The 14,462-nt window shown below is 70.3% G+C and carries 10 protein-coding genes and 2 pseudogenes; 6 read left to right on the top strand and 6 right to left on the bottom strand.

Annotation, left to right across the window (positions count from 1 at the left end; all coding sequences use genetic code 11):
• Positions 1-419: 419 nt before the first annotated feature.
• Together AB0J04_RS17365 and ptsP are read left to right on the top strand one after the other, a co-directional pair.
• Positions 420-869, top strand: a complete 450-nt coding sequence (locus AB0J04_RS17365; RefSeq protein WP_363169295.1) for a PTS glucose transporter subunit IIA — start codon at positions 420-422, stop codon at positions 867-869.
• Positions 870-949: 80 nt separating this feature from the next.
• A complete protein-coding gene (gene ptsP, locus AB0J04_RS17360) occupies positions 950-2,620 on the top strand; it encodes a phosphoenolpyruvate--protein phosphotransferase (RefSeq protein ID WP_363169294.1) in 1,671 nt (556 codons plus the stop codon).
• Between the two features lie 87 nt (positions 2,621-2,707).
• On the opposite strand, the gene AB0J04_RS17355 is transcribed toward ptsP, so the two are convergent.
• Together AB0J04_RS17355 and AB0J04_RS17350 are read right to left on the bottom strand one after the other, a co-directional pair.
• Complete coding sequence (locus AB0J04_RS17355; RefSeq protein WP_363169293.1) at positions 2,708-3,601, bottom strand: hypothetical protein; 894 nt, start codon at positions 3,599-3,601, stop codon at positions 2,708-2,710.
• Between the two features lie 203 nt (positions 3,602-3,804).
• Entirely contained in the window at positions 3,805-5,772 is a 1,968-nt protein-coding gene (locus AB0J04_RS17350; RefSeq protein WP_363169292.1) for an acetoacetate--CoA ligase, read from the bottom strand.
• Between the two features lie 214 nt (positions 5,773-5,986).
• Here AB0J04_RS17350 and AB0J04_RS17345 point away from each other — a divergent pair, with 214 nt between their 5' ends.
• Complete coding sequence (locus AB0J04_RS17345; RefSeq protein WP_363169291.1) at positions 5,987-8,350, top strand: TIM-barrel domain-containing protein; 2,364 nt, start codon at positions 5,987-5,989, stop codon at positions 8,348-8,350.
• A 49-nt stretch (positions 8,351-8,399) separates the two neighbouring features.
• Here AB0J04_RS17345 and AB0J04_RS17340 read toward each other — a convergent pair whose 3' ends face one another.
• Together AB0J04_RS17340 and AB0J04_RS17335 are read right to left on the bottom strand one after the other, a co-directional pair.
• On the bottom strand, positions 8,400-8,936 hold the full coding sequence (locus AB0J04_RS17340; protein WP_363169290.1) for an NUDIX domain-containing protein: 537 nt from the start codon (positions 8,934-8,936) through the stop codon (positions 8,400-8,402).
• 47 nt (positions 8,937-8,983) lie between these two features.
• The gene (locus AB0J04_RS17335; protein ID WP_363169289.1) at positions 8,984-9,793 is read right to left on the bottom strand and encodes a M15 family metallopeptidase; all 810 of its coding nucleotides are present in this window, start codon (positions 9,791-9,793) and stop codon (positions 8,984-8,986) included.
• 100 nt (positions 9,794-9,893) lie between these two features.
• Here AB0J04_RS17335 and AB0J04_RS17330 point away from each other — a divergent pair, with 100 nt between their 5' ends.
• From AB0J04_RS17330 to AB0J04_RS17320, 3 genes and pseudogenes are all read left to right on the top strand, one after another.
• Positions 9,894-10,319: a zinc ribbon domain-containing protein gene (locus tag AB0J04_RS17330; RefSeq protein ID WP_363169301.1), complete on the top strand. Its 426-nt coding sequence runs from the start codon at positions 9,894-9,896 to the stop codon at positions 10,317-10,319.
• On the top strand, positions 10,316-11,506 hold the full coding sequence (locus AB0J04_RS17325) for a lipid-transfer protein (RefSeq protein WP_363169288.1): 1,191 nt from the start codon (positions 10,316-10,318) through the stop codon (positions 11,504-11,506). Before AB0J04_RS17330 ends, AB0J04_RS17325 begins: the two co-directional genes overlap by 4 nt.
• A 45-nt stretch (positions 11,507-11,551) precedes the next feature.
• Positions 11,552-12,725: pseudogene (locus AB0J04_RS17320) on the top strand (hypothetical protein).
• 397 nt (positions 12,726-13,122) lie between these two features.
• Here the strand turns inward: AB0J04_RS17320 and AB0J04_RS17315 are convergent.
• Both AB0J04_RS17315 and AB0J04_RS17310 read right to left on the bottom strand, forming a co-directional pair.
• Complete coding sequence (locus tag AB0J04_RS17315; RefSeq protein WP_363169287.1) at positions 13,123-13,728, bottom strand: ATP/GTP-binding protein; 606 nt, start codon at positions 13,726-13,728, stop codon at positions 13,123-13,125.
• Positions 13,709-14,435: pseudogene (locus tag AB0J04_RS17310) on the bottom strand (hydantoinase B/oxoprolinase family protein); the annotation flags it as partial. The pseudogene AB0J04_RS17310 and the gene AB0J04_RS17315, both read right to left, overlap by 20 nt.
• Positions 14,436-14,462: the final 27 nt, after the last annotated feature.

Here is a 14,462-nt window from a genome sequence, read left to right as displayed (position 1 = left end):
ATTTTTGGCACGCTGTTGAGTTCTCAAGGAACGGACGCTTCCTTTGTACTCACCCGAGACACTCTCAGGCTTTCCTCCGGGCAGTTTCCCTTCGGCCTTGCGTTTCCGACTCTATCAGGGTTTTTCCGGCCCCCTGACCACCGTCCTGCAGGCATGCAGAAGATGATCCAAAGTTAGGATCTGACAAGTTGGGTGCTGCTCGACAAGCGCGCTTGTTCGCGCCGCTCACCCTCAAGCAGGAGTACGACTGTACACGGGGCCGCGGAGCCGCTGCAAATCGACTAGGCTAGTGGTCTAGACCACGGAACGGGAGCTCTCGTGCGGAAGCGGTACTTCGTATGACATACCCTGCTGCACAGTGCGCCGTCCTGGACAGGCAGTAACGGTCCATATACATCTCCACCCCCGGGAGGCTTCCCATGACCACCGTGACGTCCCCTCTTGCAGGACGCACCATCGGGCTGGCAGCCGTGCCGGATCCGGTCTTCTCCGGGGCCATGGTCGGCCCGGGCACCGCGATCGACCCGGTGCGTGAGGCTTCCGAGGCCGTCGCCCCCGTGGACGGAGTCATCGTCTCCCTCCATCCTCATGCCTTCGTCGTGGTCAACGCCGAAGGGCACGGAGTGCTCACCCATCTCGGGATCGACACCGTGCAGCTGAACGGCGAGGGCTTCGAGCTCCTCGTGAACAAGGGCGACACCGTCACGCGCGGGCAGAGCATCGTGCGGTGGAACCCGCGCGCGGTCGAGGAAGCCGGCAAGTCCCCGGTGTGCCCGATCGTCGCGTTGGAGGCCACTGCCGAGTCTCTCGGCGAACTCCGTGAAGACGGCGATGTGAAGGCCGGCGACGTCCTCTTTTCCTGGCAGTAATGCCGACGCCGTCATGTGGACGGAACAACAGGGCAATCACCGCGGCGGCGGGACCCGCTGCACTATCGGAGACGGGTGAGATGGAGACAACGCTGCGAGGCGTCGGTGTAAGTCACGGTGTGGCGATCGGCGAGGTTCGGCACATGGGAACGGCGGTGCTCGAACCGCCTGCCAAGCAGATACCTGCGGAGGACGCGGAGCGCGAACAGGGGCGTGCCCGTAAGGCTGTGGAGGCCGTGGCAGCCGACCTCATGGCGCGCGGCAATCTGGCGGGGGGTGAAGCCCAGGCGGTGCTCGAGGCGCAGGCCATGATGGCTCAGGACCCCGAGCTGATGGTCGACGTCGACCGGCGTATCGCTGTCGGGAGCACTGCCGAGCGTGCCGTGTACGACGCCTTCGCCGCATACCGGGAGTTGTTGGCCGGAGCCGGCGAGTACCTCGCCGGCCGCGTGGCCGACCTCGACGATGTGCGGAATCGTATCGTCGCCAGGCTGCTGGGTGTCCCGATGCCGGGTGTCCCGGACAGTGACGAGCCGTACGTGCTGGTGGCCCGGGACCTGGCCCCCGCCGACACCGCGCTGCTGGACCCGACCCTGGTGCTCGGTTTCGTCACCGAGGAGGGTGGGCCGACGAGTCACAGCGCGATCCTCGCCCGAGCGCTCGGCGTACCGGCTGTCGTGGCTCTGCCGGGTGCCGGTGAGCTCGCCGAGGGAACGGTGATCGCCGTCGACGGCAGCACCGGCGACATCTTCGTCAACCCGAGCGACGAGAAGAAGGCCCGGCTGCGGGCGGCGGCTGCCGAGCGCAAGGCGGCGCTGGCCGCCTCGACCGGTCCCGGCGCCACCGCGGACGGTCACAAGGTGCCGCTGCTGGCGAACATCGGCGGGCCCGCCGACGTGCCTGCCGCCGTCGAGGCCGGTGCCGAGGGCGTCGGGCTCTTTCGGACCGAGTTCCTCTTCCTCGACGACAGCAAGAACGCGCCGACCGAGGAGAAACAGGTCGAGGCCTACCGGCAGGTGCTCGAGGCGTTCCCCGAGGGACGAGTCGTCGTGCGGGTGCTGGACGCGGGTGCGGACAAGCCTCTGGACTTCCTGACTCCGGCTGACGAGCCCAACCCGGCACTGGGTGTGCGCGGGCTCCGGTCGCTGCTGGACCACCCCGACGTCCTGAGGACCCAGCTGACGGCACTGGCGAAGGCTGCCGAGGGACTGCCGGTCCACCTCGACGTGATGGCGCCGATGGTGGCGGACCGCGCCGATGCGAAGGCGTTCGCGGACGCGTGCCGTGAGGCGGGGCTGCGGGCGAAGTTCGGCGCGATGGTGGAGATTCCGTCGGCCGCTCTGCGGGCTCGTTCGATCCTGCAGGAGGTGGAGTTCCTGTCGCTGGGCACGAACGACCTCGCTCAGTACACCTTCGCCGCCGACCGGCAGGTGGGTGCGGTGTCCCGGCTGCAGGATCCGTGGCAGCCCGCGCTGCTGGACCTCGTCGCTCTGTCCGCCGAGGCGGCCAAGGCCGAGGGCAAGAGCTGTGGCGTCTGTGGCGAGGCTGCTGCGGATCCGCTGCTCGCGTGCGTGCTGGCGGGTCTGGGGGTCACCTCTCTTTCCATGGGCTCGGCGTCGATTCCCTATGTGCGGGCGTCCCTGGCGAAGTACACGCTGGCGCAGTGCGAGCGTGCCGCTGCGGCCGCGCGTGCTGCGGACAGTGCCGAGGAGGCGCGCAACGCGGCGCAGGCCGTGCTGTCCGGCGAGTAGTCGGATCCGGTCGGCGATGAGCCGGCGAGCAGGGGCGCTCCGCCTTCGGGTGGAGTGCCCCTGCTGTAGGTGGGCGATCCCTTTCGTTCAGTGGTGGTGGCCCGGCGGCCGTCCTTCCGGGCCGAGGTCCGGTGGGAAGCAGTAGTCCACTCCGGACTCGGGTGAGATGAGTTCACCGGATTCGACGTCCGTGCAATATGCGTCGAAGACCTCGCCTGCGGTCAGGGGTTCCATGCCTTCTCCGCGCAGGCGCCACCCGTAGATCCGGTCGGGGGTGTCGGGAGCGCTGGTGCGCATGACGAGGCCGCCCGGGCTCTGCGTGGCGAGGCCCAGGGCGAGGACGGTGGTGAACTCGAGCGCTTCCGCCTCGTCGAGCTGGGTGGCGCCGTCGGCTTCTTCGTCCGCGTGGAGGACGGCGACGAGCGTTTCGGGTGTGCCGGTGACGCTGCAGACGAGGTGCCGGTTGCCGGGTGATGCCGTGTCGAGGATGCGGGCGACGAGGTTTGACGCGTGTGTGAAGGCGGCGCGGCCGATGTCCTCCCCGCAGGTGGCGCAGGCGCCGAGGCGGGCCAGCAGGGTGGCCGCGTACTCCCAGGTCGCCTGTCGGACGGCTTCGTCGACGAGGGCGGGTAGGAGGTCGGCGAGGGGCTGGCCCTCGTAGGGGATGGTGGGGCCGGTGGTGGCGAGTTCGGCCGTGAAGCGGGTGCGGTTGGCGGGGTTGTCTGGGTCGAGGCCCTTGGTGGCGCAGTACTCGGCGTATTCCTGTGGGTCGAAGAGGGCGACGGTGGTGTGGCTGCCTTGCAGTGCGCGTGTCCTCAGGAGGTCTTCGACCTGCTGGAGGTAGGTGGGGTGGTCGTCGAAGGTGAAGGTGCGGTAGAGCCGCATGGCACGGAAGTCATGTTCGTCGGTGAGCAGGCCGATGGTGCCGGCGATTTCACGGCGCAGGACGCGTCGCATGGTTCGGTGGTCGGTGCGTGTCATGTTTTCCCCCGGTGTGCGCAGTCGATCAATGCTCACTCACAGTAATCGACAGCACTGACAATGGGCTCCTCGCAGGTCGACCTCGAACCGTACGGGACTGAAACCTGCAGCTCACAGCGATTCGGCCATCGAAGGCGAGCCTACTGAGAGGTCGACAGGCGATCGCCGTGGTGACTGCGAGTGCAGGCCGGGAGGGGGTGGGCTCAGGACCGTTTGCGCGCGAGGTCCTCGTAGAAGTGCAGGAGGTTCAGGTTGTCGATGGAGCCGGGGTTGACGGCCTTTTCCAGTGGGGTGCCCTGGAGAAGGCGTTTGACGGGGACCTCGATCCGCTTGCCGGTGAGGGTGTGCGGGACTCCGGGTACCTCGATGACCTCGTCGGGGATGTGGCGTGGCGAGAGCTGTTCGCGGATGGCCTGCTTGATACGGGCGAGGAGTGCCTCGTCGAGGACGGCTCCGGTGGCGAGGTGCACGAAGAGGGGCATCCAGTAGCCGCCGTCGGCCTGTTCGATGCCGATGACCAGGGATTCCTTGATCTCGGGGAGCCGTTCGACGACTTCGTAGATGTCGGCTGAGCCCATGCGCACGCCTTGGCGGTTGAGCGTGGAGTCGGAGCGGCCGTGGATGACGACGGAGCCGCGTGAGGTGACGGTGATCCAGTCGCCGTGGCGCCAGACGCGGGGGTAGGTGTCGAAGTAGCTGTCGTGGTAGCGGCTGCCGTCGGGGTCGTTCCAGAAGCGGACGGGCATGGACGGCATGGGGTTGGTGACGACGAGTTCGCCGACCTCGTCGACCACCGGGTGTCCGTTCGGGTCCCAGGACTGGAGGTCGGTGCCGAGGCCGGCCGCCTGGAGTTCGCCGGTGTACACCGGGAGCGTGGGGACGGCTCCGGCGAAGCAGGAGCACACGTCCGTGCCGCCGCTGACGGAGGCGATCCACAGGTCGTCGCGCACCTCGTCGTGCAGCCAGCGGAAGCCGTCGGGCGGGAGTGGGGACCCTGTGGTGGCGACGCACCGGACGTGAGAGAGGTCGAAGTCGCGGGCCGGGTGCACCTCAGCTTTGCGGCAGGCCATGACGTAGGCCGCCGAGGTGCCGTAGAGGGTGGCGCCCGTGCGTTCGGCGACGCGCCACTGGGCGCCGGTGTCGGGGTAGCCGGGGCTGCCGTCGTAGAGAACGATCGTCGTGCCGGTCAGGAGGCCGGAGACGAGGAAGTTCCACATCATCCAGCCGGTCGAGGTGTACCAGAAGAAACGATCCTCGGGGCCCAGGTCGCAGTGCAGGCCGAGCTGCTTGAGGTGCTCGACCAGGATGCCGCCCTGGGACTGGACGATGGCCTTGGGCAGCCCGGTCGTACCGGAGGAGTAGAGCACCCAGAGGGGGTGGTCGAAGGGGACCTGTTCGAAGACGGGTTCCTCGTCTGCGGCCGTCAGGGCCGACCAGTCCAGGGCTCCCTCGGGCGGTTCCGTGCCGAGGAGGGGGATGTGGACCACGGCGCGCAGGGTGGGCAGTTCGGCGCGCAGTTCGGCTACGACGTCGCGGCGGTCGTGTTCCTTGCCGCCGTAGCGGTAACCGTCGACGGTGAACAGGACGACGGGTTCGACCTGCTGGAAGCGGTCGAGGACACTGCGGGCGCCGAAGTCGGGGGCACAGGAGGTCCAGACTCCGCCCACGGCGGCGGTGGCGAGGAGGGCCACGACCGCCTGCGGGATGTTCGGGAGGTAGCCGCTGACCCGGTCTCCGGGGCGAACGCCGAGGGCGCGCAGTTCGGCGGCAAGGGAGCCGACCTGACGGCGCAGCTCGGACCAGGACACCGGGCTCGGCTCATGGATCTCGTCGACATACAGCAGAGCCGGTTCGGCCGGGCGGGTGGCGGCCGCGCGCAGGGCGTGCTCGGCGTAGTTCAGCGTCGCGTCGGGGAACCACTCGGCGCCCGGCATGGAACGGTCGCCCAGCACGCGCGCGTAGGGCGTCGAAAACCGTACGTCGAACCATTCCGTGACGGCTTGCCAGAACGTCTCCAGCTCGTCGACGGACCAGCGGTGCAGCGCCTGATAGCCGCCTTCGGACGGGGCTCCGTGGTGCTCGGCCGCCCAGGTCTGGAACTTCGTGACCTGGGCCTCGGCGATGCGCTGCGGATCTGGCCGCCAGAGCGGCTCGGGGTTCACGGTCGGCATGGGGCGGCTCCCGGACTCTGCGCGTCGTGTGCGTCGCCCGCGCACGAGCTGGGGTGGTGCGCGTGACGCGGCTGACACGGACGATGCCATGTGATCGACTTCTGCACCAGGGTGGGCTCCCCACAGTCCGTGTCGTGAAGATGTGGTCCCGCCACGGGTGAACGGCAGTTGAACGACCCGCGCGCGTGGCGCGGTCAGTGACAGGGTGAACAGCATGGACGGTCGTGACCTGGTGCGTTCGATGAAGGCGGTCGGTTCCGCGGGGACCGCCCAGGGTTTGCGCACCGTACGGTCCGCATGGCGCAGGAGGCGCGCGGACGCATCCGGGCTGCCGGTGCGGGGTCCCGAGCGCGCGCGGGTGCCGGGTCCGGTGCGGGAGGCGGAGCCGGGGCCCGGCGGGGGGACGCTCCGGTTCAGCCGCTCGGAGCTGACGATCCGCGTCGCCGTGAACGGGGCCGTGTTCTGGGGCTGGGACGGTGCGCAGCCAGAGCCGTCGTACGCGTTGGCCGGCCATTGTCCGGAGCCGGATCCGCGGGCGGTGCTGGAGCCGGACAAGGACGGCGGGTGGCGGGTCGTCGCCGAGCGGGTGACGGTCGTGGTCTCACGGCACGGTGCCATCGAGGTGTGCACGCCGGGCGGGGTGACGCTGCGTCGTGATCTGCCGCCCCGGTGGTGGGAGCCGCAGGAGGGTGGCCCGGGGCGCTGGATGCAGCGCTCGGAGGTGACGGCTGACGCGCGTTTCTTCGGCCTCGGGGGGCGGGCGTCCGGGCTGCGGCTGCGCAACGGGACGTACCGGCTGTGGAACACGGATCCCCGGCACGCCTTCGATCGTGGCGATGATCCGCTCTACCTCACGATGCCGGTGCAACTGGTGGTGGCCGACGCGGCCACCCATCTGGTGTTCCACGACACCTCCTGGGACGGCACGGTCATGCTGCGGGAGGGCGAGGAGGGAGCCGGCTCCGGGCACGACCGGCCGGGAGCCTGCGAGGTGCGGATGGACGGCGGACCGTTGCGCCGTTGGGTGATCGTGGGCACTCCCGCGCGCGTGCTCCTCGCCTGGGCGTCGCTGACCGGGGCTCCGGCGGTGCCGCCCGCCTGGGCGCTCGGTCATCATCACGCGCGCTGGGGCTTCGGCAGCGAGCAAGAGGTCCGGCGGATCGTGGCGGGCTATCAGGAGCACGGCCTGCCCCTGGACGCGGTCCACCTCGACATCGACCACTACGACGAGCACCAGGTGTTCACCGTCGACCAGGATCGCTTCCCGAAACTGTCGGTGCTCGCAGACGAGCTGCGGCGGGACGGGATACGTCTGGTGTCGGTCGTCGACCCGGCGGTCAAGGCCGCGCCGGGCAACGCCGTGTACGCCGGCGGGGTCGCCGAGGACGCGTTCGTACGCGACGCGTCGGGACAGGTCGTCGAGGGCGTGGTGTGGCCTGGAGAGGCGGTTTTCCCGGACTTCACGCACGCGCGTGTGCGGAAGTGGTGGGGTGGTCTCTACGCCGAGCGGATCGGGCAGGGGTTCGCCGGCTTCTGGCACGACATGAACGAGCCGACGTCGTTCGCCGCGTTCGGGGAGCCCACGTTGCCTCGCTCCGCACGGCACTCTCTGGAGGGGCGCGGCGGTGATCATCGCGAGGCGCACAACGTGTACGGGCTGTGCATGGCCTGGGCGGCCTATGAGGGCTTGCGGGAGCTGGTTCCGGACCAACGCCCGTTCGTCTTCTCGCGATCCGGCTGGGCGGGCCTGCAGCGCTACGGCGGCACCTGGTCCGGAGACGTCGCCACAGGATGGCCGGGGCTGCGGGCGTCCTTGTCGCTGGTGATGGGGCTCGGGCTGTGCGGGGTGCCGTATTCGGGGCCGGACGTGGGCGGTTTCGACGGTTCTCCGTCGCCCGAGCTGTATCTGCGCTGGTTCCAGCTGGGCGCGTATCTTCCGCTGTTCCGCACGCACGCGAGCCTGCGCGCGGGGCGCCGGGAGCCGTGGGAGTTCGGTCCCGAGGTGTTGGAGCACGCGCGTGTGGCGCTCGTGGAGCGTAGGCGGCTGCTGCCGTACTTCGTGACGCTCGCGCATCTGGCTCGACGTACCGGCGCCCCGTATGTGCGCCCTTTGTGGTGGGGCGCACCCGGGAACCGGGCGTTGCGGGACTGCGAGGACGCCTTCCTGCTGGGCGACTGCCTGCTGGTGGCGCCGGTGATGGACCCGGGCACCGACCGTCGTGCGGTGCAGTTGCCGCGGGGGCTCTGGTACGACACGGCGACGGAACGGGGGTACCAGGGGCCCGGGCAGGTGCTCGTGGACGCCCCGCTGTCGCGTATTCCGGTGCTCGCGCGCGCGGGTGCCGTCCTGCCCGTGCGGGGGGACGACGGCGGGCTGGAGCTGGAGGTGTGGGCACCGGTCCGGGGACGGACGGGTGGTGGCCTGGTGGTGCGGGACGCGGGCGACGGCTGGGAGGAGCCGGAGACCGAGCGGTACGTCGCCCGGTGGGAGGGCACACGGGTCGTCGTCGAACGGGAGGGTGAGGACGGCGTGCACGCACCGTCCCACCCGGTGCGCGTCCGCGGGCTGGGCATGTAGTGGGTTCTGGCCGGCCTCGCGTCTCCGGCGTGATCCGCAGGCGACGGTCCTAGATGTAGCGGCCTTCGAAGAACGCCCGCGCTGCGTGCGTGTGCAAGGGGAAGGCGAGTTCCTCCGGCCGGCGCAGGAGGTGCCAGCCCTCGGTCTCGTCAGTGGCGGCGGACTCCGGGAGACGCTCCGCGGGGTACTCCGGAAGGAGCCCGAACAGGAGCAGGTGGCCGTCGGAGGAGCTCATGGCGTCAGCCAGCCGCACATCGCGGGGCGCGGCGTCGATGCCGGTCTCCTCCTTGAGCTCGCGGACGACGGCCTGCCGCCAGTCCTCGCGGTCGTCGATGTAACCGCCGGGCAGTGCGATGCCCCCGCGCGCGGGATGGATGGTTCGGGTGATGACGACCAGGGCGGTGCCCTTCGTGTCGTACACGGGCTGGAGCGCGACGGCCACCGGCAGCGGGTTGCGGTACGCCACGGTGGCGCAGGCCGGACAGGTGCGGGGCCAGCCGGTGACGCCCTCCCCGTAGGGCGCTCCGCAACTCGAACAGTGGGAGTCGCGCGCGGAGTTCGAAGTGGAATGCAGAGTTTCGGACACGCGGCGGAGCGTATCCGATCTTGGGGAGGGCGTCGTACGAAGGCTGCTCAGTGGCCGCCGGTGAGGGACTCGACGGAGACGGGGAAGTCGAAGTAGGTGTCGGGGTAGGGCTCGGGCTCGAAGGTGTAGTGCCACCATTCCTCGGCGAGGTTCACGAAGCCGAGGTCTTCCAGAGCGCCTTTGAGGAGCAGCCGGTTGGCCCGTTGCTGCCCCTGCACGCGCGCGTCCAGGGTATGTGCCAAGGTGTCGAAACAGTCGAATCCTGTCGCCATGTCGACCGAGTTGTCCGGGAAGCGTTGTTCTTGCGGTGCGTAGCAGGGGACGAGCGGTTCGCCGGGCACGTACGGCCTGGTCGGAGTGGCCGGGAGCTTCACGATGGTGAGGTCCATGGTGGAGCCTCGGCTGTGACCGGACTTCTCGGCGATGTAACCGTCCGCGAACAGACGGGTCTTGTCGACGTTCGGATAGAACTCCGCTTTCGTCGCCTCGTCGTTCAGGTCCTCGGCCCAGCGGACGAAGTGGTTCACGGCGCGCTGGGGGCGGTAGCAGTCGTACACCTTGAGCGTGTAGCCCTGCCGCAGCAGTGTGGCCTGGGCCTCGTGAAGGGCTTCGGCGGCCGGCCGGGTGAGGATGCAGACGGGCTGCCGGTAGCCGTCGACGGGCTCGCCGACGAAGTTGTGCGGGGTGTAGTAGCGCATCTCCTGAAGGATGGTCGGGTCCACGGTTCTCAGGGCCACGAAGTCCGCGGGGGCCTCGGGGTCTGTGTGCGCCCGCGCCGTGGCGGAGGCTGTGGTCACGGCCAGCAGGGCGGCGAGCGCGGCGGCGACGCCACGTACGGCACTGGAGAGTCGTGTCATGTTTCCTCCCTGCCCAATTCCGGGCGGACATGCCACACTCCTGACGATCCGTCAGTTCCGGCATCCGGGAGGGGCTTCCTTGTCGCGCACACGTACACCCGTGGTGGCCGGTTGGTTCACCGGGGAGGGCGACGACTTCAGACTGCTCGGGACGCGGTGCTCGGGGTGTCGGTCGGTCTTCTTCCCGCGCGAGGACATGCACTGCCGCAATCCGGGCTGCCAGGGCGGCGGGCTGGAGGAAGTGCCGCTCTCGCGGCGCGGGCGGGTCTGGTCGTACACGGACAGCCGGTACCGCCCTCCGTCACCCTATGTGAGCGATCCGGAACTTCCGTGGGAACCGTACGCGTTGATCGCTGTGGAGCTGGAGTCCGAGCGGATCGTGGTGCTGGGACAGGCGGTTCCCGGGGTCGCCGTCACCGATCTGGCGGTGGGCATGGAGGTGGAGGTCGTACCGGGCGTGCTCGAGGAGGACGCGGAGACGACCTGGACGACCTGGCGATGGCGGCCGACGGGGGTGGCGGGATGACGGCAGAAGTGGCGGTGCTCGGCGCGGGGATGCATCCGTGGGGCAAGTGGGGTCGCGGCTTCGTCGAGTACGGGGTGAAGGCGGCGCGCGCGGCCCTCGCGGACGCGGGCGTGGACTGGCGGGACGTCGATTCGATCGTCGGCGCGGACACGGTGCGTGGCGGCTATCCGGGGTACGTGGCCGGAGCGACGTTCGCGAGAGCTCTGGGGTGGCAGGGAGCCCGGGTCGCGAGTGTGTACGCGGCGTGCGCGTCGGGGGCTCAGGCGATCAACACGGCCCGGGCGCAGATCCTCGCGGGTCTGGCGGACGTGGTGCTGGTGGTGGGGGCCGACTCCGCCCCCAAGGGCTTCTTCCGCCCGGCAGGTGGGGACCGGCCGGACGATCCGGACTGGCTGCGGTTCCGGGTGCTCGGCGCGACCAATCCGACGTACTTCGGGTTGTACGCGCGCAGACGCATGGCCGTGCACGGGGACACGCCGGAGGACTTCGCCCAGGTCAAGGTGAAGAACGCCGCCATGGGAGCGCTGAATCCGAACGCGCGTTACCGCAAGCGCGTCACCGCGGAGGAGGTCGCCGCCTCCGCGGTGGTCGCCGATCCGCTGCGGCTGTTGGACATCTGCGCGACGTCGGACGGCGGCGCGGCGCTGGTGCTCTCCAGCATGGAGTTCGCCCGTCGGCACGGAGCGGTGGATCCGGTGCGGATCCGGGCGGTGTCCACCGTCACGCCCCGCTACCCCACCACGGTGCTGGACTTGCCGGACATCGCGACCGACTCCGCGGCAGGGGCCGATCCGGCCGGTGAACCGTTCCGGGCGTCGATCGCCCGAGCCGCCTACGAGGAGGCGGGCATCGGTCCCGAGGACCTGTCGCTCGCCGAGGTCTACGACCTCTCCACCGCCCTGGAGTTGCAGTGGTACGAGGACCTGGGACTGTGCGGCGACGGCGAGGCCGCCAAGCTGCTCCGGGAGGGCGCGACCGCGCCCGGCGGCCGTATACCGGTGAACGCGAGCGGTGGACTGGCCTCCTTCGGGGAGGCGGTGCCGGCGCAGGCGATCGCCCAGGTCTGCGAGGTCACCTGGCAGTTGCGAGGGCAGGCGGGCGAGCGGCAGATCGCGGACGCGCGCGTGGCCGTCACGGCGAACCAAGGGTTGTTCGGTCATGGTTCGGCGGTGGTGGCGGTGCGATGAATCGCGCTGGGCCTGGGCGCATGCGGGCAGCGCCGTCATGTTCCCGTGCACTCCTGGACGGATACCTTCCGCTTCGCCTTCCAGCCGGTGGTCAACCTGGCCACCGGAGGGGTCTCGGGGCTGGAGATACTCGGCCGCCCGGAGGGCGGCGACATCCTGGCCCAGGCCCGCCGGGATCCCGAACTCGACGGCCGACTGGCCGTGTTGGCGGTTCGCGCGGCGTCACCCAGGACCGAACTGCAGTGTGCGGCCGCACTGTCTGCCGGGGCACAGGTGGCGCAGGGCGCGCTGTTCGCGCCGCCGAGCCGGTTGCCCGCTGCGGACGTGTACATGCCGTCTCTCGGCCCGGGTTTCGGGTCGGCGACCAGGTCGGGGCCGTCGGTGCGGGAGTTCGTCCGACCGGCGGCGCTGCTGCCCGCGACCGTCTCCGCCGGTCAGGTGCGGGCACTGTTGACCGGGTCGCCGGACGGTCCGGATTCCTCCTCGTGGACCGCACGGGGTCCCGGTCCGGTCCGTGCATCGGTCGCGGTTCCTGCCGTCGATGTCGGGGCGCTACGGCCACGCCCTGTACGCGGACCGTCCCGCTGCCAAGCCCGGCGATCCGCCGCGGACGGTGGGCGTCGACGCGACCGCGTGGGAGGTACTGGACGTGGTCGCGGACGGCGACCGGGACCGCACCCCCGACGACGGGGCCGTGGTCGACCGCCGCGGGCGGCGCGTGGGCGACGTCCGGCTCGCGGACAATTGTGCGGGCGCTGGCCGAGAGCCGGGGCGAGGAGGCGGCCGGGCTGAATCCGCTGACACGGCTGCCCGGTTCGCGGCGGGTGACGAGCTGATCCGGTCGGTGGGACGAGCGCTGCAGATCGGCGCGTCCGGGAACGCGCGCGTGAGGCACATCGGCGGAGACGACTTCCTGGTCCTGGCCGATCCGGAGGACCTCGATCCGCCGGTCGTCTCCGTGCTGGACGCGCCGTGGTCCGCAGGCGGGCAACCGGTCACGTTGTCGCCGGCCACGGTCCTGTGCCGGCCGGGCAGAGTGACGGATCACCGCCAGGCCGCGGCGTTTCTCGCACCCTTGATGAAGGCTCCGAAGTCATTGCGAGGAACGAGTTGGATGGTGGGGCAGGCGGGGCCGGCCGGACACGAGATCCGGCGTGGGTCGCAGCCGCTGGTCCCTGCGAGGACCGGGGCCGTGGGTGCGGAGCCGGGCGCGGTCTGACCTGAGGTCGGCAGAGCCGGGACTGCTGACGGCAGGTGGGCCTCGGTGCCGCGAGGCGCCGGAACGGCCGACAGGCGGTCCGAGCGCCCGTCAGAAGCCACGCGGGGCCCCGTGTGGCCCGGGAGGGCCTCCAGGCCCGTGAGCGGCCTCGGAGTGCCCGTCGACGAACTCAAGGCGTACCGGCGGCTCGATTGGTGACCGTGCGTACGACAATTGACGCAAGGCCGTGGAAAAGAGCTTCGGTTGGCTGGAGGACGAGGGGTAGGAGGCGCGTGGGCTTGCGCATCGCGGCACATGCGCGTCTCCTGCACTTGGGCCACACGCGCGTGTGCCCCTTTGAGCCACGGCCCGTACCCCGGTCGGCGGGGGTACGGGCCGTGTCGGCCGGGCGGGCGTCTCAGGTGGTGACGGCCTTGCGGCGTTCGGCCCCGTAGTCCATCGCGTGTTGGACCACACCGACGAGTACGTCTCTGACCGACCTTCGGTCGCGGGCGTCGCACAGCATCACCGGTACGTCGTCGTCGAGGTCGAGCGCCCCGCGTACGTCCTCTTCCGGGTAACGATCGGCGCCCTCGAAGCAGTTGACGGCGATGAGGAAGGGTATGGAGCGCCGTTCGAAGTAGTCGACCGCGGCGAAGCAGTCCTCCAGACGGCGGGTGTCGGCGAGCACGACGGCGCCGAGCGAGCCCTCGGAGAGCTCGTCCCACATGAACCAGAACCGCTCCTGTCCGGGCGTGCCGAACAGGTAGAGCACGAGGTCCTCGCGCAGGGTGATGCGCCCGAAGTCCATGGCGACGGTGGTGGTGTGCTTGGCCTCGACGCCGGTCGTGTCGTCGACCGGCCGGCCGGCCTCGGTGAGGTACTCCTCGGTGCGCAGCGGCCTGATCTCGCTGACGGCGCCGACGAGCGTGGTCTTGCCCACGCCGAAGCCGCCGGCCACCAGGATCTTGAGCGTGACCGGCTCGACCGGGGGCTTGCCGCGCTCAGAACGCCCGAAGATCATCGATCACTTCTCCTGCTTGATGGCTTGGCTGGGGGGTTGTCGGGCGGCGGGCCGTAGCCTCCGCCGCCGGGGGTCTCGATGACGAGCACGTCGCCGGGGCCGACGTCCGCGGAATCGCTGCCGCTGAGCCGGACGACGGTGGCGGCCGCCCGTTCCACCCGGTCGGCGCCCAGCGCGCCGGGAGCGCCGCACGCCAGGCCGTACGGAGGGACCCGGTGGTGCCGGGACAGGGTGGAGACGGTCATGGGCTCGTGGAAGCGGATGCGGCGGACCGCGCCGGACCCGGAGACGAAGGTTTCGTCGTACTGGTGGCGTTCGTTGCCGAAGATGACGTTGTTCATGGTGCCGGAGCCCTCGGCCGGAACGCCGAGAGCCGCACAGAGGGTGTCGGTGATCGCATGGGAGGTCTCGACGTCGCCGGCGAAGACGGCGGCGGGCGGTTCGGGCGCGAGCGGGGAGCCACGCGGGACGACCGTCCTCAGCGGGCGCAGGCAGCCGTCGTTGAGCGGGATGACGTCGGCGGCCAGGGTACGGAAGGCGTACAGAACGACTGCGTCGACGACCGAGAAGGGCGCGTTGAAGTCGGTGGCCGACTGCGCTGAGGTGCCGGTGAAGTCGACGGTCACGGAGCGGTTGTCGCGGTCCACGCGCACGCGTACCCGGATGATGGCACCCGAGTCGGTGCGGAGGGCGAGCGCACCCTCATCGTCATCACCCGGGGCTTCGCGTTCCAG

It is taken from the genome of Streptomyces sp. NPDC050263 (assembly GCF_040655955.1).
Classification (GTDB): domain Bacteria; phylum Actinomycetota; class Actinomycetes; order Streptomycetales; family Streptomycetaceae; genus Streptomyces.
This window is presented reverse-complemented; position numbering and strand designations above follow the sequence as displayed.